The organism is Actinopolymorpha cephalotaxi (assembly GCF_013408535.1).
Lineage (GTDB): Bacteria > Actinomycetota > Actinomycetes > Propionibacteriales > Actinopolymorphaceae > Actinopolymorpha > Actinopolymorpha cephalotaxi.
The window spans coordinates 4,388,789-4,408,759 of record NZ_JACBZA010000001.1 but is presented as its reverse complement, the minus strand read 5'-3'; the positions used below and the strand labels follow the sequence as shown (position 1 = coordinate 4,408,759).

At 70.0% G+C, this 19,971-nt stretch carries 21 protein-coding genes; 8 read left to right on the top strand and 13 right to left on the bottom strand.

Going from position 1 to position 19,971, the window contains the following annotated elements:
* Positions 1–93 precede the first annotated feature (93 nt).
* Positions 94–693, top strand: a complete 600-nt coding sequence (locus FHR37_RS19510) for a TetR/AcrR family transcriptional regulator (protein ID WP_092885203.1) — start codon at positions 94–96, stop codon at positions 691–693.
* 4 nt (positions 694–697) lie between these two features.
* Here FHR37_RS19510 and FHR37_RS19505 read toward each other — a convergent pair whose 3' ends face one another.
* Entirely contained in the window at positions 698–1,648 is a 951-nt protein-coding gene (locus FHR37_RS19505; RefSeq protein WP_092885201.1) for a helix-turn-helix transcriptional regulator, read from the bottom strand.
* A 73-nt stretch (positions 1,649–1,721) separates the two neighbouring features.
* Between FHR37_RS19505 and FHR37_RS19500 the strand changes: the two genes are divergently transcribed.
* The 3 genes from FHR37_RS19500 (at position 1,722) to FHR37_RS19490 (ending at position 5,210) form a co-directional block, all read left to right on the top strand.
* Positions 1,722–2,270 (top strand): mycothiol transferase, encoded by a 549-nt coding sequence (locus FHR37_RS19500; protein ID WP_237768925.1) that lies wholly within the window; start codon positions 1,722–1,724, stop codon positions 2,268–2,270.
* Between the two features lie 154 nt (positions 2,271–2,424).
* Complete coding sequence (locus FHR37_RS19495) at positions 2,425–3,747, top strand: MFS transporter (protein ID WP_092885197.1); 1,323 nt, start codon at positions 2,425–2,427, stop codon at positions 3,745–3,747.
* Between the two features lie 194 nt (positions 3,748–3,941).
* Complete coding sequence (locus FHR37_RS19490; protein ID WP_092885195.1) at positions 3,942–5,210, top strand: ankyrin repeat domain-containing protein; 1,269 nt, start codon at positions 3,942–3,944, stop codon at positions 5,208–5,210.
* Here FHR37_RS19490 and FHR37_RS19485 read toward each other — a convergent pair.
* The 7 genes from FHR37_RS19485 to FHR37_RS19455 form a co-directional block, all read right to left on the bottom strand.
* The gene (locus tag FHR37_RS19485) at positions 5,197–6,702 is read right to left on the bottom strand and encodes a metallophosphoesterase family protein (protein ID WP_092885193.1); all 1,506 of its coding nucleotides are present in this window, start codon (positions 6,700–6,702) and stop codon (positions 5,197–5,199) included. The genes FHR37_RS19490 and FHR37_RS19485 overlap by 14 nt on opposite strands.
* Positions 6,703–6,868: 166 nt before the next feature.
* Positions 6,869–7,858 (bottom strand): glycoside hydrolase family 16 protein, encoded by a 990-nt coding sequence (locus FHR37_RS19480; protein WP_092885483.1) that lies wholly within the window; start codon positions 7,856–7,858, stop codon positions 6,869–6,871.
* A 169-nt stretch (positions 7,859–8,027) separates the two neighbouring features.
* Complete coding sequence (locus FHR37_RS30990) at positions 8,028–8,843, bottom strand: phosphotransferase family protein (protein ID WP_092885191.1); 816 nt, start codon at positions 8,841–8,843, stop codon at positions 8,028–8,030.
* A 35-nt stretch (positions 8,844–8,878) separates the two neighbouring features.
* A complete protein-coding gene (locus FHR37_RS19470; protein WP_092885189.1) occupies positions 8,879–9,766 on the bottom strand; it encodes a slipin family protein in 888 nt (295 codons plus the stop codon).
* Positions 9,767–9,827: 61 nt separating this feature from the next.
* Positions 9,828–11,162, bottom strand: a complete 1,335-nt coding sequence (locus FHR37_RS33215; protein WP_202818199.1) for a sensor histidine kinase — start codon at positions 11,160–11,162, stop codon at positions 9,828–9,830.
* Positions 11,159–11,824, bottom strand: a complete 666-nt coding sequence (locus FHR37_RS19460; RefSeq protein WP_237768924.1) for a response regulator transcription factor — start codon at positions 11,822–11,824, stop codon at positions 11,159–11,161. Before FHR37_RS19460 ends, FHR37_RS33215 begins: the two co-directional genes overlap by 4 nt.
* A gap of 81 nt (positions 11,825–11,905) precedes the next feature.
* Positions 11,906–12,742, bottom strand: coding sequence for a COG4705 family protein (locus FHR37_RS19455; RefSeq protein WP_237768923.1), 837 nt, complete (start codon positions 12,740–12,742; stop codon positions 11,906–11,908).
* 119 nt (positions 12,743–12,861) lie between these two features.
* On the opposite strand from FHR37_RS19455, the gene FHR37_RS19450 reads away from it, so the two are divergent.
* The 3 genes from FHR37_RS19450 (at position 12,862) to FHR37_RS19440 (ending at position 14,733) form a co-directional block, all read left to right on the top strand.
* Positions 12,862–13,689, top strand: coding sequence for a COG4280 domain-containing protein (locus tag FHR37_RS19450; RefSeq protein WP_202818198.1), 828 nt, complete (start codon positions 12,862–12,864; stop codon positions 13,687–13,689).
* Positions 13,686–13,886, top strand: a complete 201-nt coding sequence (locus tag FHR37_RS19445) for a hypothetical protein (RefSeq protein WP_092885182.1) — start codon at positions 13,686–13,688, stop codon at positions 13,884–13,886. Before FHR37_RS19450 ends, FHR37_RS19445 begins: the two co-directional genes overlap by 4 nt.
* Before the next feature lie 109 nt (positions 13,887–13,995).
* Entirely contained in the window at positions 13,996–14,733 is a 738-nt protein-coding gene (locus tag FHR37_RS19440) for a dienelactone hydrolase family protein (RefSeq protein ID WP_092885180.1), read from the top strand.
* Positions 14,734–14,799: 66 nt separating this feature from the next.
* On the opposite strand, the gene FHR37_RS19435 is transcribed toward FHR37_RS19440, so the two are convergent.
* Positions 14,800–15,249, bottom strand: coding sequence for a DUF1707 SHOCT-like domain-containing protein (locus FHR37_RS19435; protein WP_175542617.1), 450 nt, complete (start codon positions 15,247–15,249; stop codon positions 14,800–14,802).
* A 199-nt stretch (positions 15,250–15,448) separates the two neighbouring features.
* Between FHR37_RS19435 and FHR37_RS19430 the strand changes: the two genes are divergently transcribed.
* Positions 15,449–16,276: an alpha/beta fold hydrolase gene (locus FHR37_RS19430; RefSeq protein ID WP_092885176.1), complete on the top strand. Its 828-nt coding sequence runs from the start codon at positions 15,449–15,451 to the stop codon at positions 16,274–16,276.
* 580 nt (positions 16,277–16,856) lie between these two features.
* Here the strand turns inward: FHR37_RS19430 and FHR37_RS19425 are convergent.
* From FHR37_RS19425 to FHR37_RS19410, 4 genes are all read right to left on the bottom strand, one after another.
* Complete coding sequence (locus FHR37_RS19425) at positions 16,857–18,371, bottom strand: CehA/McbA family metallohydrolase (RefSeq protein ID WP_237768922.1); 1,515 nt, start codon at positions 18,369–18,371, stop codon at positions 16,857–16,859.
* 134 nt (positions 18,372–18,505) lie between these two features.
* The gene (locus tag FHR37_RS19420; RefSeq protein ID WP_092885175.1) at positions 18,506–18,961 is read right to left on the bottom strand and encodes an SRPBCC family protein; all 456 of its coding nucleotides are present in this window, start codon (positions 18,959–18,961) and stop codon (positions 18,506–18,508) included.
* Positions 18,958–19,305, bottom strand: a complete 348-nt coding sequence (locus FHR37_RS19415; RefSeq protein WP_092885174.1) for an ArsR/SmtB family transcription factor — start codon at positions 19,303–19,305, stop codon at positions 18,958–18,960. The genes FHR37_RS19420 and FHR37_RS19415 overlap by 4 nt, the downstream gene beginning before the upstream one ends.
* On the bottom strand, positions 19,302–19,904 hold the full coding sequence (locus FHR37_RS19410; protein ID WP_202818197.1) for a maleylpyruvate isomerase family mycothiol-dependent enzyme: 603 nt from the start codon (positions 19,902–19,904) through the stop codon (positions 19,302–19,304). Before FHR37_RS19410 ends, FHR37_RS19415 begins: the two co-directional genes overlap by 4 nt.
* Positions 19,905–19,971 lie beyond the last annotated feature (67 nt).

The window sequence follows — 19,971 nt, the reverse complement described above, 5'->3', positions numbered from 1 at the left end:
TGGCATCATGGGCGCAAGCGGAACGCCGCTCCGGTAACGATACGGAACGACGTTCCGGTTTACAAGGTCGGCCGACGAGAAGGGGACGGTTCGGTGAGCGAGGGCGGGCAGGGCCCGGAGAAGGACGCCGGGCAAACCCGGTCCAAGCGGGCGGACGCCCGGCGTAACGAGAAGGCCCTGCTGGACGCGGCCGCCGCGGTGTTCGTGGCGGCAGGTGTGGAGGCACCGGTCCGCGAGATCGCCGCCCGGGCGGGCGTCGGGGTGGGCACGATCTACCGCCACTTCCCGACCCGGGCCGACCTGATCATCGCCGTCTTCCGCCACCAGGTCGAGGCGTGCGCCGAGGCGGGCCCGAAACTGCTGAAGACCAGCAGGACCCCCTACGCCGCCCTGGTGAAGTGGATCGACCTCTTCGTCGACTTCGTGGTGACCAAGCACGGGCTCGCCGCCGTGATGCGGTCCGACAGTGCCGGCATGGAGACCCTGGGCACGTACTTCCTCGACCGCCTTCTGCCCGTCGGCGCAGAACTGCTCGACGCGGCCGTCGCCTCCGGTGAGATCCGGGGAGGCGTGCAGGCGTACGAACTCATGCGCGGCGTCGGAAACCTCTGCATCGGCGCCGACAACGATCCCCGCTACGACGCACGCAGGTTGGTCGGGCTGCTCGTCTCCGGCCTACGCAGACCGGAGTGACGGATCAGCCTCCAGACTGGGTCAGCCGTCGACCGAGGTCTGTGACGGCGCGCTGGAGTTCGGGTGAGGCGAGGACGCGAAAGGGCGCCGGGATGGCGGCGAGCTGGCGGGCGTACCACTCGGGCTCGTCCGTCGTTGCCCGGAGATGTGTTCGGCCCTCGGCGTCGGCCTCGATGCGGCCGAGGCTTCGCCGTACCCACCGCGACGTCTCCTCGACACTCGCGTCGACCACGACGTCGACCTCGTACGTCCATCCCTGGGAGAGGTGTTCTTCCAACGTACGCAGGGCATCCAGGTCCGCCGGGGGCGTGAACGACTCGGCCAGCGACTCCACCGACACGACCCGGTCCACGCGCAGCACCCGCCGCGCCTGCCGGGTGTGGGACCAGGCCAGGAGGTACCACCGGCTGTGCCGGAGTACGACCGCCCAGGGGTCGACGTCCATCGTCCGGTCCCTGTCGCGGCCCAGCCGGTAGGTCAGCCGGAGCCGGCGCCCGGCCGCGCAGGCCTCGACCAGCCGGGTGGTCAGCTCGGGACTGGCCGACGGCTCGTCGGGGCTGCGGGGAGCGGGCGCGTCGCGCAGGCCACGGACCGGCTCGGCCACCCGTTCCGGCAGCGCCCGCACGATCTTGGCCAGCGCGCTGCCCACCAGGTCCGCCGGATCGGCAGCCCCTCGATGCCCCTCAAGAACCGCCATCACCAGCCCGACCGCCTCGGCGGCGCTGAACATCAACGGTGCAAGGCGAAGACCGCGCCCCACCCGGTAGCCGCCGTAGGGGCCGCTGACCGACTCGATCGGCAGGTCGGCCTCCCGCAGGATCGCGACGTAGCGGCGGGCGGCGCGCTCGGTGACCCCCAGCCGCTCGCCCAGCCGCTGGGCGGTGATGCCCGGGCTGTTCTGGATGAGCTCCAGGGCCAGCAGGGCCCGGGAGGTGGGGCTCAGGTCGTCGGTCATCGCTCGTTCCGGTTCCAGCGGTCGAGGCGTTCCGGCAGCGAAACGTCCGGGACCCACGCTAGCGTCCGTGCCCGTGAGCAACGACAGCGGCGCGATCCTGCGCGAACCTCCCGTGGCCGGCACCGAACTCGACACCCTTCTCGGCACGCTCGAGCGACTTCGTGGGTACGTGGCTTGGAAGTGTGGCGGCCTCGATCAGGCCGGGCTGCGGGCAACCCTCGGGCCGTCCACGGTGACCCTGGGTGGCCTGCTGAAACATCTTGCGGCCGTCGAGGACGACATGTTCTCGGTCAAGCTGCACGGCCGGGCTCCGCAGCCGCCGTGGGACACCGTCGACTGGGACGCGGATCCCGACTGGGAGTGGCGTACGGCTGCCGACGACAGCCCCGAGCAGCTGATGAGGTTGTGGCAGGACTCGGTGGACCGGTCCCGCGTCCTGGTGGCGGAGGCGGTGGCCGACGGAGGCCTGGCCCGGCCGGCCTCCTTCACCTGGCCGGACGGCCGAACCCCCAACCTGCGAAGGCTTCTCGCGGACATGATCGAGGAGTACGCCCGGCACGTCGGTCACGCGGACCTGATCCGGGAGTCGGTGGACGGGCTGGTCGGCGAGGATCCCCGCTGAGGTTCGCGGCTGCTACCGTGTGGCCGTGCCGAAATCAGACACGTCGCGCCGTCGTTAGCGGCGGCGCAGCACCCCAGATGACGTCGCCGCTCCTGAGCACTGGCCGGGAGCGCCGTTGTCGCGCTCCGACGTCTTGTCCTGATGGAGCGCACGCGTGTTCGTTCTTCCTACCCTTCGGCGCCGGCAGATCCTGGTCGCGGACCTCGTCTCCACCGCCGTCTTCCCACTCGCGATCACCGGTTCGACAGGTGCCATCCCCGCGGTGGCCGCGGCACTTCGCGGGCCCGGCTCACTCGCACCCTGGATCGTCACCGGTTACAACGGAGCCTTCGCCGCGACCCTGCTGCTCGCGGGCGCCTTTGCCGATCGCTCCAGCCGTTCGAGATTCTTCGCGGCGGGAAACCTTCTCGTAGCCGTCACCGGGCTGCTCTCGGCTCTCGCCCCGAACCTGGCTGTGCTGGTCGGCCTGCGCACGCTGGCCGGAGTGGGCGCCGCCATGTGTGCGGCGGGTGGCTCCTCGCTGGTGCTCTCCGTCTACCGCGGCGAGGAGCGCACCCGCGTCTACGGTCTCGTCGGGACCGTCCTCGGCTGTGCCACGGCTGCCGGTCCGGTCGCCACCCAGGCGCTGCTGGCCGTCGTCGGTTGGCAGGCGGTCTTCGTCGGGCCGGCGATCGTCGCGGCCGTCGCCGCAGCCTTCACTGTGGGGCTTCCTTCCCTTCGTACGAACGAATCCGACGGGTCGTTCGACCTGGCGGGCGCTCTCCTCTTCGGTGCGGCGATCGCGACCCTGGTGACCGGCCTCGGCCTCGGTCCCCGTCCGTTCGGGCTCTGGTGGCCGCCCCTGGCGTTCGGGGCGGTCGCGGTCGTGACCGTGGCGGCGCTGACGGTGGTGGAGCGGCGCGCGGCCCGTCCCGTCATCCCGTTCGACGTCCTGCGGGTGCCCGCCTTCCGTGCCTACGCGTACGCGACCGGCGCGCTGATGGGAGTCTTCGTGGTGTCTCTCACCGTGCTGCCCCAGATCGCCGTCGCGGGACGGATGTCGCGCTGGGGACAGACGACGATGTTGGTGCTCCTCACCGCTCCTTCGGTCGCGCTGCCGGTGCTCGGCGCCCGGATCGCTCGCCGGTGGGCCAGGGCGCTGGTGATGGCAGCACTTGCTCTGTGCGGCCTGACGGGGATCCTGCTGGTGCCGGCCCACTCCCAGCGAAGCCTCCTCGCGGGTGCCCTGGTGTTCGGGCTCTGTGTGGGGATCACCGAGGGTGTGCCCGACGGCCAGGCGCTGAGGGACGTCCGTCACCAGTCCGGTGGCGCGGCCGCGGCCATGTTCAGCACGGCGCGGATGACCCTCGAAACCCTCGTGCTCGCGGCCGCCACGGGCATCATGACGGCGTACGGACCCCGGTGGAGCCTGGTCGTGCCGGCGCTGGTCTGCGTCGGCGGAGCCGTCCTGCTGGCACGCACACCGATCAGGAGGTGAGGCAGGGATGGCCGGCGGCGACCGGGAAGCATGGTTGACGCGGCACTCGCTCGCGGATTAGCGTGCCGGTACGCGCGAGGGGCGCGACCGGTCCGCGGAAAGGGCAGTGCCCACCCACCCAGCGCATCGAAGGTGACGAACCTTCTTTCAGCCTGACCCGGGCGGACCCCAGGCGACCTACGAAAGAGGTTCGTATGGACGTCATCCATGCCCGGTCGCTCCCGCCCCGTCCCAGCCTGGAGCAGTACCGCAAGCAGGCCAAGGAGTTGCTGAAGGCCTGCCGGGCAGGCGATCCGGCCGCGATCGAACGTGTCAACCGCGAGTTGCCCACGGCGGGTGCAACGGGTCGTACGCGGGACAGGTCCGGTCCAGCGCTCACCGACGCGCAGTTCGTGATCGCCCGGGAGCACGGCTTCGCCAGCTGGCCGAGGTTCGCCGCCCACCTGCAAGGGCTGGTCGACGGTGCCGTCGGCCGGTACGAAGCCGCCGTGGACGCGATCATCGTCGGTGACCTCGACGCGCTGACGGAGTTGGTGGATCGCGAACCCGGCCTCGTCCGGGTGCGGTCGACCCGTACGCACCGCGCCACGTTGCTGCACTACGTCGCCGCCAACGGCGTGGAGACGTACCGGCAGAAGACCCCGGCCAACGCTGTCGAGATCGCCAACCTGTTGTTGACGCGAGGGGCCGCAGCTGACGCGGGCGCCTCGATGTACGGGGCGGAGGATGCGACCACGATGGAGCTGCTCGTCTCGAGTCTGCATCCGGCCGAAGCCGGGGTGCAGCCCGCGCTGGTGGACACGCTGGTCGACTTCGGTGCGGCGGTGAACGGACCGGGCGAGGACAACCGGCCGTTGCTGACCGCACTGGCGCACCAGTACCCACCCGCCGCCGAGGCGCTGGTCCGACGAGGTGCACGGATCGACGACATCGTCTCGGCAGCCGGCCTCGGCCGGGAGGATCTCGTTCGCGACTGTCTGGACGACGAGGGGCGGCTACGCCCGCACGTTCGGATCGTCGGGATCCGGCCGAACCTGCCGCGACGTCCGGAGGCCAACCTGGCCTGGGCGTTCGTCGTGGCTGCGTCGCTGGGACACGGGCGGGTCGTCGACCTCCTGGCCCGGCGAGGTGCCGACCTGGGCGCGAGGGCGATGGCCGGGCTCACCGCACTGCACTGGGCGGTGGTCAACGGCCACCTGGAGGTGGTGGATCTGTTGCTCGCCCGCAAGGCTCCGCTGGAGGACGCCGAGAACTACCACCACTCGACCGTCCTGGGGGTCGCGGTGTGGGCGGTCGACAACGCCACACATCCCCACCGGTGGGAGATTCTCGAGCGGGTGCTGGCCGCGGGTGCACGAACAGACTCTGTCGTTCTCCCCACGGGCAACGACTCGGTCGACGAACTCCTACGCGCTGCGCGAAGGGAGCGATCGCCCGGTCGTGCGGACCTCAGACGCAGGTGAGCGTCTTCGTGGCACCGTTGCCCAGTAGGCACGCCGGGCCCAGCTTGGAGCCGGTGGTGTCGTGGAAGGTCAGCTGCCACTGACCCGCGATGTCACGCAGCAGCAGGTATCCGTGCACGTCCTGCGAGATCGACTGGGTGACAGGCTGGTTGTCGACGACCTTGCCGACCACCTTGCTGTCGTCGGGTGCGGTGTTGAGCTCCGAGCCCGACGAGCCCACCGTCAACTGCGGCGGACGTGTGCTGTTGAAGCCCAGCATCTGGTAGAGGTGCTCGTGTCCGGACAGGACGAGCCGGATGTTGGGCGCCAGCACGCCGAGCGTGGTCTGTGAGATCGACTTCGCCAGCGTGGGATTCGTCCAGGTGACCGCGGTCGAGGAGGCGGCCTGCACCATCCACAGCGGCTTGTGCGTTATCAGGAAGTAGTCCTGTGACGGATTGTTGGCGGCCAAGGCGTTCACCTGGGTGAACGCTCGCCTCCACAGCGGAACCTCCGACGGGACGAGGGTGAAGTCGTCGCCCGGTGTGGCGGAGGACGTGTCCATCAGGATGAAGTGCAATGTGCCCGCGTTGATCTGGACCGGTTGGGTGGGTGTGTCGGGGTAGGTGAAGCACTGGTTGTTGGAGAAGAGCACCGTGTGGAGATAGCGGAACCACTCCGCACCCCGCCCGGTTCCCGGCGTACACACCTCGTGGTTTCCACGGGCGAAGATGAACGGCGCCTGCCCGAGCAGTGCCTCGGCCGGGTGGAAGAAGTCCTTGACCAGACAGCCCCAGTCCGCCGCCTGCCCCTGCATGTCGCATCCGAGCGTGGCGTCGTTGGCGGCCTGCGGCTGTTCGCGATACACGTAGTCGCCCGCCTCGACGACGAGTTCGGGACGGGACATCGCGGCAGCGTTGATGGAGAGCGGCTGGAACGGCCAGTTCTGCGCGCAGTTCTGGTCCAGCGCCGGATTCGTGGACCTGACCTCGCAACCGGCGTCGCCGATCGTCACGATGCTGTTGGGCCGAGGCCTGCCCGCGGCCTCCCACCGCGGCAACGGCAGCTGGAGATTCGTCGGATGGACGGTCCTGGCGTTCGTCGTGGTGAGCTGTATGACCGCATTGGTGGCGCCGGTGGGGACGGGCAACCGGCAGACGGTCGTGGGGAACTGCGTTCCGAACGGGCCACTGACGAAGACCATCGGGTGGCCGGTTCTGGTGCCCTGGTAGGTGTAGTTGATGGTCGGGCAGTTGCCGGCGGGCTGTTCGGTCGAGGCCCAGCGGATCACCGTGCCGCGTGGAGTGAGTTGTGTCCATCCCCATGCCTCGCCGACCTTGCCACCGCTGGGCCGGGTCGGCGACGGGGTCGGGTGCGGCCACATCGCCGGACGGGCGTCTGCCGCCTTCGACATCGACGGTGTGTCCCTGGCCTGGTCCAGCAGCACCGGCACCGTGAGAGCGCCTGCCAGGAGGCCGATGACAACCAGAACCAGCGCGAATCTGCGTGACATCGTGTGCCGTCCCCGAAAGCAGCCGATGGGTCGACGATGAGGCCGTCGTCCGTCAAGCGCGCATGTGCCCCTCGCGCCGGTCGACAAACCGAGGTGGGTGATTGCGCCGGCGGCGCACGCCTACGGCCGCACACAACGGCCGGATGTTCCGACTACGGTGCTCTCGCTACTGTCGTGCGCTCCGCGGCGTGCCGAGTGCGTCGACCGCGACGTATCGGACCTGGAGTGTGCCGCCGGACGTGGTCTGCGGGGTCGGCGTACTGCATCCACACACGCCGTCGGGGAAGCCGCCGCCAATCGCCAGGTCGAGGATGATGGCGAAGCCGTGGTCCACCGCGGACCGCCAGGTCTCGGCCGGCACCTGGGACTGGTCGATCGCGAAGGTCTGGACGCCATCGAGGTACCAGCGGATCCTTTCGCGGTGCGGGTTCTTCCGGTCGACGACCACGGAGTAGGTGTGGAAGCTGGTCTGGCAGCCCGGGCAGGGTTGCAGGCCACTTCCGATGCCGATGGGCTCCTGGCACGGGCCGTCGGGGTAGACGCCACAGTGGAAGGTGGACGCGACCTGGCTGCGGGCGTTGACGTCCTCGAGAATGTCGATCTCGCCGGCTCCGGGCCAGTCGCCCGGTCCGAGCATCCAGAACGCCGGCCAATAGCCGAGGCCGTAGGACGGGTTGGGTTGCCGGATGGATGCGCTGACTCGCATGGCGCCACCGGCCGGGGCCCCGAAGAGCCGTGGCGTACGGATCCGGCCGGACGTCCACGTGCGGTCCGAACCCAGTGCCCTGATGACGAGGTTGCCTCGGCCGTCCTGGAAGACGTTGTCGGTCGAGTCGGTGGCGGTCTCGATCTCGCCCGTACCGAAGTTCGATCCCGGCCCGACGTCGTACGTCCACCGGTCCGCGTCGACCCGGCTGCCTGCCGCGCCGTCGAACGAGTCCGCCCACACCCGCCGCCAGCCAGGTTGTGACGATGGCGTACGCGTGTCCGTCGCGACGGCCCTGGACACGGCCCCGGACGTGGCCGACGTCGTGACCGGCGCGGACGCCGACGCGGAAGGAGGTGCGGCGGCCGAGAACGCCGCCGCGAGCGCGGCGGCCGCGACCGGCAGGAGGACGCGTCGAAGGACGGATCGTGGAGCACGTGAACGGGACATGGTGGCCTCCCTGGTCGCGGTGCACGACGATGACGCAGCCTGCACCCGGTCCGCGGGGATGGCAAGCAGGACAGCGCGAATCCGGCTGGAACGGCCGCTCTCGGACACCCGCTCCGGAGGCAGGCAGGTCGCGGCTGCTCCGTCCCGGGTCAGCAGGCGCCGACAAGGATCAGCCGAGCAACGCCATGAGGCGGTCGGCCTGGTGTTCCACTGTGCCCGGCGGGTTCCGGCGGTTGTCGACGTCGAACGTCAGGAAGTACAGCCAGACGAGGGCGAGGAGCCGGCGGCATTCACGCAGGCGTACGGACTCGACGGGTGTCAACTCGAAGTTGCCGAGAAACGCCGTGACGTCCAGGGGGTGCTCCACCCAGCTGCCGACGTGCTCGGTGATCTCCGCGAGTTCGAACGTCCGGTCGCTGCGGCCGGAGTCCTCGAAGTCGACGATCCGGACCTGGTAACCGTCCCACAGATAGTTGGCGAGGTTGCCGTCTCCTGGCCCGAACACCGGCGGAACGTCTGCGGCGCCTCCTGCCTCGAGACCCGAACGTTCCAACCACGCCGGCCCGGCAGCCATTGCACGTCGCACCTGGTCGTCGACCTGGACCGGCTTCTCGGTGGCCCACCGGTGAATGTGGGTGACGAGTCCGGCCTGCTGGTTGGGCCGGATCGGCACGTGCCGGAGCACGTCGGTAGGTACCGCCGTATGGACCTTCCGCATGGCTGCCGCCAGTGCCGCGAGTTGCTCGCCGGTCAGCAGGAGACCGCGCAACGGAGTGCCGGGAAGCCGGGACATCACCACCGTCGACCCGTGCACGTCGAGCTGAGCTTTCAGTGGTTGGGGAACGAGACCGAGGGCGTGTTCGTGCAGGATCGTGAGCGCCCGCCATTCACGTTCCGCACGCCCGCCGTCGGCCTCGGGGAATCGTTTGGTCACCTGGTCGTCGCCGAGTTCGACCGCATGCGTACCCCACGCTGTCCGGCTCATGCCGGACGATCCTGCCAGGCCGGAGCGGGGCGGGGTCAGCTGTGGGGGTGCTGCTCGGCCTCGTCCGAGCGGGTCTGGCGGGGTACGGCCGGCCGGGACGGGGTCGACTCGACCTCGGCCGGCCCGCTGTCGGGCGTGCGTTCCCCTTTGGCAGTGGACAGTTGCTGGACCAGTCCGCCGGCAGCGGTGTCGAGGAACCGCAGCAACTCCACCGGGAAGGGGAGGACGACGGTGGAGTTCTTCTCCGCGGCCACCTCGACGATGGTCTGGAGCAGGCGCAGCTGCAGGGCCGCCGGCGTGTCCGCCATCTCCGTTGCTGCCGAGGCGAGTTTCTTCGACGCCTGGAACTCTCCGTCGGCGGTGATGATCCGGGAACGGCGTTCGCGCTCGGCCTCGGCCTGCCGCGACATGGACCGTTTCATCGTCTCGGGCAGGGCGACGTCCTTGATCTCCACCCGGTCGATGGTGATTCCCCACCCGACGGAAGGGCTGTCGATCATCAGCGCGAGCCCTTCGTTCAGGCGTTCGCGGTTGCAGAGCAGGTCGTCGAGCTCACTCTTGCCGATGATCGAACGCAGGGACGTCTGCGCCACCTGCGACACGGCGAAGTCGTAGTCCTGGACGTTGACGATCGCGCGGATCGGGTCCTCGACGTTGAAGTAGACAACGGCGTCCACGCGTACGGTCACGTTGTCACGGGTGATCCCCTCCTGCGCGGGCACCGGCATCGTCGCCACCTGGGTGTTGACCTTACGCATCCGGTCGACGAACGGGATGATCATCGTGAAGCCGGGTTGCCGTGCGGGGGAGAGCACCTGGCCGAGCCGGAACACCACGCCACGCTCGATCTGGCGTACGACCCGGGCGCTCGCGAAGAACGCGATCAGGACAAACGCGAGCACAAGAACAATCGCGACAACCATGGTGACCTCCCGACGTCGGCAACCTGGTCACCCGTACCGATCGTATGCCGGATCCGCAGGATCAGCCGGTGGGCAGGTGGACGAGGAAGATGGCGCCCTTCCCGACCGGCACGTTCCCGACATCGCCGCCCACGGATCGCGCGAGCCGCCGTGCGAGGGGGAGGCCGAGCCCGGCGCCGTCGTGCAGGTCGGCCGGGTCGCCGCGCCAGCCGGCCGTGAACGCGCGTTCGGCGTCGTCGCGGGCCAGTCCCGGTCCGTCGTCACGGACCCGGATCTCGACGAGGTTCTCCGTTCGCCGCGCGGTGAGCCGCACCTGTCCGGACGCGTACCGCACCGCGTTGTCGAGGACCGGGCTGACGATCCGTTCCAGGATGTCTGTGCTGATGCCGCAGTAGAGGGGGGACGGTTCGACGGACAACGACAGCGACACCGCACACTCCGCACGTCGCCGGGCCACGATGGAGGCCAGCACCTCGTCCACCGCACACCGTCCGGGGGTCTCCACGATGTCGGCACGGGCGGCAAGGAGGAGCGTCTCGATGATCCGGCCCATGCGATCCGCGCTGTCCCGGATGGCGCCGTGGGCGCGGGCGGCTTCCTCCGCCGAGCGCTCCCTGCCGATCAGGAGTTCGGTCTCGGCGACGATGTGCGCAAGTGGCGTGCGGAGTTCGTGGGAGAGTTCCGCCGAAAGCTGTCGTTCGTGCCGGAGTACGGCGGACAGCCGGTCGAGCAGGCCGTCCAGGCTGAGGGCGAGGGCAGCCAGTTCGTCAGGCCTGGAGGCGGTTCCGAACCGTTGCGTGGCGTCGTGGGCACTCCACTCGGCTGCCTGCGCGGCCATCCGGTCGACCGGCGCGAGTGACCTGGTGACTGTCAACCGCGCCATGACATAGACGCCGGCGAGCAGCAGCGCGGCGAGGACGATCGAACCCACCTGCGCCAGTCGCGCGGTGCGTTGGTACGGATCGAGGGACGTCGCCGCGACGATGGTGCCGACCTGGTGATGGCCCAGACTCAGCGGTAGCGCGTACAAGCGGGTCGGCGTGGTGGAGCGAGCATCGCGGAACCGTTCGCCCTGCCCGGCGAGGGCGGCGGTGTCGTCACGCAGGACTACCGGGCTGTTGTCGCCCTCGACGAGCCGGTGGCCTTCGTAGATCCAGATCCCGGTGTCCAGCGCCGTGTCGTTGGGAACTTCCCGTACGTCGATCCGGCCACCGGGACCGACGTCGACCGTGGCCGCCGTCGCCTCGGCCCGGGCCCGGAGCAGGTCGTCGGCCTGGCTGTGCAGCCGATGGGTGAGGCCGACGTTGAACCCCACCGTCAGAACGGCCACCCACGCGGCGACGGTGAGCACTCCGACGAGCGCGAGGCGTCCGCGCAGCGTGGCCGGGCGGATCACCTGAGCCGGTATCCGAGTCCGCGGGCCGTCTCCAGCTCCAGGGTCGACCCGACGTCCCTCAACTTGCGGCGTACCCGGGCGGCGTACTGGTCGAGGGTGTTGTCCGCGACCATCGCGCCGTCCGGCCAGCCGGTGGCCAGCAACTGGTGTCGGCGCACCACCGATCCGCGGGCCGAGACGAGCCGGGCGAGGATCCGGAACTCGGTGGGCGTCAGCGACACCACCACCCCCCGCACGCTCATCTCGTGGTTCACCGGATCGAGCGCGAGGTCGTCCACCACCGGTCCGGCATCACGGCCGGATCGGTGCAGTGCTGCTCGCAGCCGGGCGACGAGCTCGGCGAAGTGGAACGGCTTGCCGAGGTAGTCGTCGCCCCCGGCGGAGAATCCGGAGAGCCGGTCGGTGAGACCATCCCGGGCGGTGAGGAACACCACCGGCGCGGTCACTCCGCGTGCGCGAAGGGCCTGGCAGACGTCCCGGCCGTCGGAGTCGGGCAGGCCGATGTCGATCACCGCGGCGTCCAGCGTCTCGGTCGGAGTCCGGAGTGCGGCCGCGCCGTCCACGGCCGCCGTCACCGTGAAGCCGGCCTCCCGTAGACCACGCACCAGCACGTCCCTGAGCTCGTGGTCGTCCTCGACGACAAGTACCCGGGGCTTGCTCACGGGCGCCATTATCAGCATCGTCACCCTCCGCGACGGGGGGTGGGAGACCGGGCCGGGAAACCAACCCGCCCACCAGGAGGCTCAGACGGCCACGGAGTCGCGTTCGTCCAACTCGTCGGGATCCCCGGCCTGGGCCTCGGTGCGGTCCACCCTGGTCACGGACAAGAAGACGACGAGCGCGAGGATGACGGCGAGGAAGATGAAGCTGGTGCCGGTGGTACCCAGACCGAAGCCACCGTTCTTGGCCGGCTGGGACATGCCGTCACCGATCGAGGCGCCGAGCGGGCGGGTGAGGATGTACGCGGCCCAGAACGCGAGGACGGCGTTCAGCCGCAGCCCGAGGTGCGCCACCGCGATCAGGGCGATCAGTGCGGCGACGATGCCCACCGTCGGCCAGTACCCCACGCCCAGCTTCTCGTCGAACAGGTCACCCGCGGAAGTCCCCAGGGCGAAGGTGAACAGGATCGCCAGCCAGTAGAAGGTCTCCCGCCGACGGGTCACGATCGAGTGGATCGAGAGGGTGCGCTCGCTGGCGTACCAGACGGCGAACGTGATCGCGAGCAGCACCGCGAAGAGGACCGTCGTGACCACGAGGGGCACGCCCAGGTCGTCGGCCAGCTTGTCGCTGATCAGGGTGCCGACGACGCTGATCAGGACCACCGAGAGCCAGTAGATCCCCGGGACGTACCGGCGGGCGCGGAACTGGAAGACCAGGGCGATGACCAGGGCCGCGCTCATCACATAGGAGGTCCTGTCCAGGCCGAAGCCCAGCGTGTCGTTCATGTAGTCCGCGGCTGTCTCACCGACCGTCGTACACAGAATCTTGATGATCCAGAAGTACAGCGTCACCTCGGGGACCTTGTTCAGCATGGTCCGCAGTGGGGTTTCGGTTGGTTTCAGTCGTGTCTCACTCGTCATGGCACACAGGCTCCGGGTGCGGTCCTGACAACAGCCTGAAAGCGTGCCGAATCCGGCAGAACGTTCGGAAGTACGTATGGGCAAACCTTTACCCGGCACTTCACCGAACGAATTCAACGGTGGTTAGGATCTCCGCGTACTGCGTGATGCTGCCGTCCTGCCGGGAGATGGATGTGACGAGTGGGGCGCTCTTCCTCGCGGTCTTCCTTGCCTGCGCGGTCGAGGCCGTCGAGGCCCTGACGATCGTGCTGGCTGCGGGGACGGCGAGGGAGTGGAGATCGGCCGGCTTCGGCGTCGGCGCCGCGCTGGTCGTGCTCGCGGCCGTGGTCGCGGTGCTCGGGCCGGCGTTGTCCGTGATCCCCCTGACCGGGCTGAGACTTTTCGTCGGCGGACTGCTGTTGGTGTTCGGCCTGCAGTGGCTGCGCAAGGCGGTCCTGCGCGCCAGCGGACACAAGGCGCTGCACGACGAGGCCGCCATCTTCCAGACCGAACTCGCCGCGGCCCGGTCGGCCGGCGCACGCCGGCGCGGCCTGGTCGGCGACTGGTACGCGTTCACCCTTGCGTTCAAGGGTGTCCTGCTCGAAGGGCTCGAGGTCGCGTTCATCGCGGTCACGTTCGGCACCAACCAGCACGATGTTCCGTTGGCTGCCCTCGCGGCCCTGCTGGCGATCGTGCTGGTCGCCGGGGCGGGTTTCGCCGTCCATGCCCCGCTGGCGCGGGTCCCGGAGAACACCCTGAAGTTCGTCGTCGGCGTGATGCTGACCTCGTTCGGAATCTTCTGGGGCAGTGAGGGAGCCGGCGCGCACTGGCCCGGCGCCGACGCGGCTCTGCTGGTCGTCGTGCCGGCGGTAGCGGTGTTCGCGATCGGCCTGGTGTTCGTGATGCGTGGTGTGCGCGGACCGGTCACGGCGCCGGCCACCGTGCAGGCGGAGGTGGGTGAGTCGTGATCGGTCGGCTGCGTACGTTCGGCGCGTTCTGGTACGACTTCGTGGTCGGCGACGACTGGCGGGTCGCGGTGGCTGTCGTCGTCGCACTGGCGGTGACCGCCGTGGTCGCGCGTACCGACTCGCCGGCCTGGTGGGTGATGCCGGTCGCGGTCGCGGTGGTGCTGCCGTGGAGCCTGTGGCGCGCGCGTCGTCGGTGAGGTGCTCGCCCCGGACGCGGGTCGGCTGTTGCAGAGGGACACCCGCGCTGTTCTGCCTGCGGCAGAAAAGCGGCCGGACCGGGCTTGAGCCTCACTACAGTCCGGTCTCATGACGACGATTACGACGCGTACGGTCGAGTACCCGGCCGACGGTTTGACGATGGTCGGGCACCTCGCGCTCCCGGCCGGTGTCGACCGCCGGCCCGCGGTGCTGCTCGGACCGGAGGGCACGGGGCTCAGCGACGTCGAGCGCCGCCGGGCCGATGCTCTCGCCGAGCTGGGATATGTAGCGCTGGCCTTCGACCTTCACGGCGGGCGCTATCTGGGTGACCCCGAGGAGATGCTGGCCCGTTGCATGCCACTGCTCGCCGATCCCGACCGGATGCGGGGCATCGGCCATGCGGCGCTCGAGGTGTTGCGCTCCGAACCGCGGACCGACCCCGACCGGATCGCCGCCGTCGGTTACGGCACCGGGGGCGCCATCGGGCTGGAACTCGGGCGTGCCGGCGTCAGCCTGCTCGCGATCGGGACAGTCAACGCAGTGACCACGGGCCGACCGGGTGAGGCGGCGCGCATCCGCTGCCCGGTGTGGGCCGGGGTCGGGTCGGAAGACCCGATCATGCCGCCCGCGCAACGGGACGCGTTCGCCGCTGAGATGCAGGCCGCGGGCGTCGACTGGCGCCTCGCGGTCTACGGCGGCGCCTTGCACGCCTTCCACCACCCGCCGGTCGACCACCCCACAGTCCCCGGCGTCGGCTACCACCCACGGCACGCGCAGCGCGCCTGGCGCGACGTCGTCGACCTGCTCGCTGAGTGCCTGCCCGTCACGGAGGACCCGGGGGCGTGACCGAGGTGAGCATGCTGGCGCCGGGTCACCCACGTCCGTCGAGCTCGACCTGGAAGTGCACCCCGGTCAGTCCGATTTCGGCCGGGTAGGCAGACCCTTGGCGACGAGGAAGCCGCCCACCACCCCGAGCAGGCTCGGCACCACCGCCAGCGTTGCTGCCGCGTCCATCCCGAATCCGGGAATCGTCATGCAGATCATGACGCTGAGCAGGTAGACCACGAGCGCCGTCCCTCCCATCAGCAACAGTGACCACGCCAGCGGCTCCGGTGAGGGAGCCGGCTCCACCGACGTCGACGTCGGAAGCGGGCGGTCGGGAGCGCTGGTCGGGAGGTCGGCGAGCACTCGTCCCAGCTCGCGCGCCGTCGGAGCGGTCAGCGCCACGCCGAGCCGCTCCTCGAACTCCTCCTGGGTCAGCCGGCCGTGGGCGTGATGGTCGGCCAGCAGGTCGGCGCAGATGTGCCTTTCCTCGTCGCCGATCCGGCGCGAGCCGATGCTTCGGGCATTGTCGACGCTCACGGGGTGCCTCCAGGAGACGAACGGGGTCTGCCGGTCACCATACGGCTTTCGGCGCCCCGCTCGGTGCGTCCGCGCGGGTGCGGCACGACTTCGGTGAAACTGCCCCCGATCCACCGATGAGTTCAGGATGGGTGCCCGGTCTGATGGGCAACTGAAGAGCAACCGACTCGACGAAAGCGTGAGGAGCACACCTGTGAGCATGGAGTGGAACTCCAAGTCCAGTGGCACCGGTGAGTACGCCGAGGTCAACGGCCTCAACCTCTACTACGAGACGCACGGGACCGGTCGCCCGATGGTCCTGCTGCACGGCGGTCTCGGGTCCGGCGAGATGTTCGGGCCGGAGGTCCTTCCGGCGCTCGCCGAACACCACCAGGTCATCCTCCCCGATCTGCAGGGTCACGGGCGCACGGCCGACATCGACCGCCCGCTGGAGATCCCGCTGATGGCCGACGACATCGCGGCCCTGATCGACCACCTCGGGCTGGACCGCCCGGACGTCGTGGGCTTCTCCGTCGGCGGCGGGGTGGCCCTGCACACTGCCGCGAAGTACCCCGAGAAGGTCGGCCGCGCGGTCGTCACCTCGGCGCACGTCCGCCGGAACGCCGTCCCGGCGGAGATGCTCGCCCAGCAGGGCCAGGTCAACGCGGCGGCGGCGGAGTTCATGAAGGACACCCCGATGTACGAGCTCTACCAGCGGGTGGCGCCGCGCCCGGAGGACTTCGGCCGGCTGCTGGACAAGATCGGCGTGGCGATGGCGCAGGACTTCGACTACTCCGAAGAGGTGCGCGGCCTGCAGGTGCCGACGATGATCGTCGCCGGCGACGCGGACATGGCGCCGCCGAGTCACTACGTCGAGGTGTTCAAGCTCCTCGACGGCGGGCTGCGCGACGGCGGCTGGATGGGGGAGGGGCGGCCGAAGGGCGGGCACGCGCTGGCGATCCTGCCCGGGCTCACCCACTACAACATCGTCGACTCGCCGCTGTGGGCCACCACCGTCCTCGCCTTCCTGGACGCGCAGCAGGCCTGACCGGTGGCGAGACCGCTGGAACTGCCGAGGCTGGGCAGGCCCGCAGGGGAGGCCTGCCCACGCGGGCGCGGCGCCTCAGGAGGGGTGCTCGGCGGCAAGGAACTCGAGGACGGCGCGGGCGTTGGCGAGGTAGCCGACCCGGTCGACCTCCGCCGCGGACAGCCACCTCCGCCCGGTGCGGGACTCGTACATCACGGCCGCGACGCGATCGACGGTGCCGGGGTGCCGCAGCCATCTCGTCGTACGAGCACTGTCACCGGCAAGGCGAGCGGCGTTGCCGGGAACCGGAGCGCCATTGCCGGCAGACCGATCGGTCTGGCCGGCAGTCCGATCGGCGTGGTCGGCGGAGCGATCGGCGTTGCCGGAAGAACCGCGCGGCCCCTCGGGTCGGGCCGCGTGTCGACCCCCGGTGGGGCGCCACCGCTCTGCCTGCACGCGGGGACGCTAACGCGGCCGGATGAACGGCACGCAACGAGACGGTGTCCAGCGCGCACGCACGTGCGCAAGTCCACCTTGCGCGGGCCGGGCGCAAGGCGGACTTGCGTCGAGGTGCAAGTCCACCTTGCGCGGCAAGCCCGCCTCAGTTGTTGCCGAGGAAGATCGGGTTGGTCATCGCCACCATCGCGTTCGGCACTGTGGTGTTGACACCCCCGGAGGCGCGGCGTACTTCGACCCGAACCCATTGGCTGTAACGGGAGTACGTCGTCCAGGCGAGGGTCGCGGTGCCGGAGTCCGGCACGGTCAGGTTCCGCTTGGGGCCGTTCTGGTCGTGCAGGGTGAGCGTCGTTCCCGGAGCTCCGGACACGGTGGCCTCGACCGCCACCGGCGTACCGGTGTCGACGGGCAGCCGGCCACCGATGTTCGCCGTACGCCCACCTGCCTTGGCGGTGAACGTCACCTCGACGTCCTTGGACTCCACCAGGTACGACCGGCCGGCCTTCAGCCCGGCGAGCAGGTCGCGGGAGCGCAGGCTGTCGGCGAGTACGACGGTGTGCGGAAGGCCGACGATGTTGGCCGGGCTGTGCGCGTCGGAGTCGCCGATGGCCGGGATCCACCGCCCGGTACGCAGCAGGCCGTCCCAGGTGGTGACGGACCGGTCGTCCTCCAGATCCCACGGGCCGTTCCACACCTCGGCCAGGTCGGCGAGTTCGTAGCTGAACTCGAAGCTGCACGCGAAACAGCTCGCGAACGGATGCGCCGCGGTCACCAGGCCGCCGTTGGCGTGCACCTCGTCCACGAACGTGCGGAAGTCCTGCGGGTCGTTCGCGCGGTAGCGCCAGTCGATCCACTTACCGACCGGCAGCCCGATCGCCGCCCAGTGGCCGGACCGGGTGGTGATCTCCTCGCCGTTGACGATCAGCAGGTCGTCGGTGGCGTGCTCGCCCCACATGTAATGGGCGCTGGTCGTGTTGTGCTCGGTGGACACGATGAAGTCCAGCCCGGCGGCGCGGGCGTCGGCGACCAGCTCGTCAGGCGTACGCCGGCCGTCGGAGTAGACCGTGTGCAGGTGGGAGTCGCCGCGGTACCACGCCCGGCCGCGCTCCTTGGCTGGTGCCGACGCCGGAGCGGGGTTCGGCCGGAACGGCGCGTCCGCGCGGCCGAAGGTCAGCGTGATGTCGACGCGGTAGTTCAGCCCCTGCGGGGCGACGGTGTAGGGCCCGAGGATCACGTGCCAGGTGCCGGTCCTGATGGGGCCGGGCAGGTAGCCCGGCGTGGCCGCCGAGGCACTGATCGAGAACCGGTCCCGGAAGCCACCGGACCAGCCACGGAACCCGCGGGCGTTGCCGAGCTCGAAGCCCTCCGGACCGAACATGCCGATGTCGAGCGCGTTGCTCCGGTAGCCGTCGGGCACGGACGGCTTGTCGTAGGAGTAGACGACGTCGATCTGCTTCACCCCGCGCGGCACCTCGACCGGAAGGTAGTACCAGTCGGGGATGCTCGGGGTGAACGTGCCGGTGACGGTCCGGGTCGTCTGCGTCTCACCCTGCGCCGGGGCGGCGAACGCGACCCCGGGCAGCATCTGGGTGGTCGCGCCGGCGGCGGCCAGCAGACCACCCGCGCGCAGCAGACTCCGTCGGTTCAGGTTCTCGGGCACGGTCGGACCACCCCTCCAGGCTGTTGATCAACAAGAGCCGATGGTAAGTCCGTACGGACCGCCGTGGGGCGACGTCGGCGTGAACGCTCACCGGCGGCCGGGTGGCGAGGCCGGTCCCGGTCAGCCGGTCTCGGTCAGCCGGACACGGCTCCCGGAAGGGTCCCGACGTAGGCGGCGAAGCGGTCGAGGCTGGTCAGGAAGCCGTCCCTGGCTTCGGGCCGGCTGAACATCGGCGGGACGTTGGTCTGGTGGGTGACGACCTCGGTCCGCTCGTCGTCGAGTTCGACGAAGGTGATCGTGGTCGTCATGCCGCCTTCGACGTCGGGCTCGGTCCACACCAGCTTCTCCGGCCGCCGCACCTCGACGTAGACGGCGCGCATCGTGTAGCGGCTGCCGTCGCTGTCGTTGACCATCACCGTCTCGAACGCGCCACCCGGCCGAAGGTCGATGGTGATGCCGTCGACGGGTGTGGAGGTGCCGGCCGGTCCCCAGAACCGGGCCAGGTGCTCGGGTTTCGTCATGCAGTCGAAGAGCAGCTCGCGGCCGGCTCGATGGACGCGCCGGTAGGTGAACTCGCCGGGTTGGGTCATGTGCCGGACTCCTGGTCGTCGTCCCGTAGGTCGGTGAGGTGCTCGTCGAGCCTGTCGTAGCGGTCCTGCCACACCTGGCGGTGACGGTCGATCCAGTCGGCCGCGGCGTCGAACCGGTCGCGTTCGAGCCGGCACGGCCGGGACTGGCCGGTCCGCGTACGTGACACGAGGCCGGCCTGCTCCAGCACCTTCAGGTGCTTGGACACCGCCTGCTGGGTCAGGGCGAAGGGTTCGGCCAGCTGGTTGACCGTGGCCTCTCCGTCGACGAGCCGGCTCAGGATGGCCCGCCTGGTCGGGTCCGCCAGCGCGGCGAAGGTGACCGTGAGGTCGTCGGTGGCCGTCACGGCAGTCGCCGACCGGCCGCCAGGAGCACCAGGTCCCTGGCCGGCGCGGCCACCAGCTCACCGGACCCTGCGGACCCTGCGGACCCTGCGGACCAGTCCAGGTCGGTGGCCGACAGGCGGCGGCCGTCCAGCCGGAAGCCGAACGGATTGGTGCCGTCGGTGTTGGCGTGCTCGGGGCCGGTGATGAGGTCGAGCACCGTCGTGAGCGCGTCGTCCGGAATGGGGTACTCGATGCCGAGCGGCCGGGCGATGTCGAGGCCATGGATGACGTCGTGGCTGAGCGCTCCGGCCAGCCCGCCGCCCGGTGGGCTCCACGGGGTGTGCACGTTGTCGCCCAACGCGGCGGCCAGCTGCTCCGGCGGAAGCCGGCTGTCCCGTTCGGCGATCTCGTCCGACATCACCGTGAACCGGCCACCGGCCCGTCGCATCGCGTCCATGAACTCCTGCTCGGAGATCCGGAACGGCATCGTCAGATGGGCCACCACGTGGCTCACCGTCCATCCGGCGCACAGGGTGGGTGCACGCCACTGGCCGGCATCGAGACCGGCCAGGACCTCGGTCAGCGCTGCGCGCTCCGCGGCGATCAGATCCATCAGCATGGATGCCCCCTGGGCAGTAAACAACTCACTGGTTGTACAACTAGGGAGTTGTATACGCCTCAGGGGT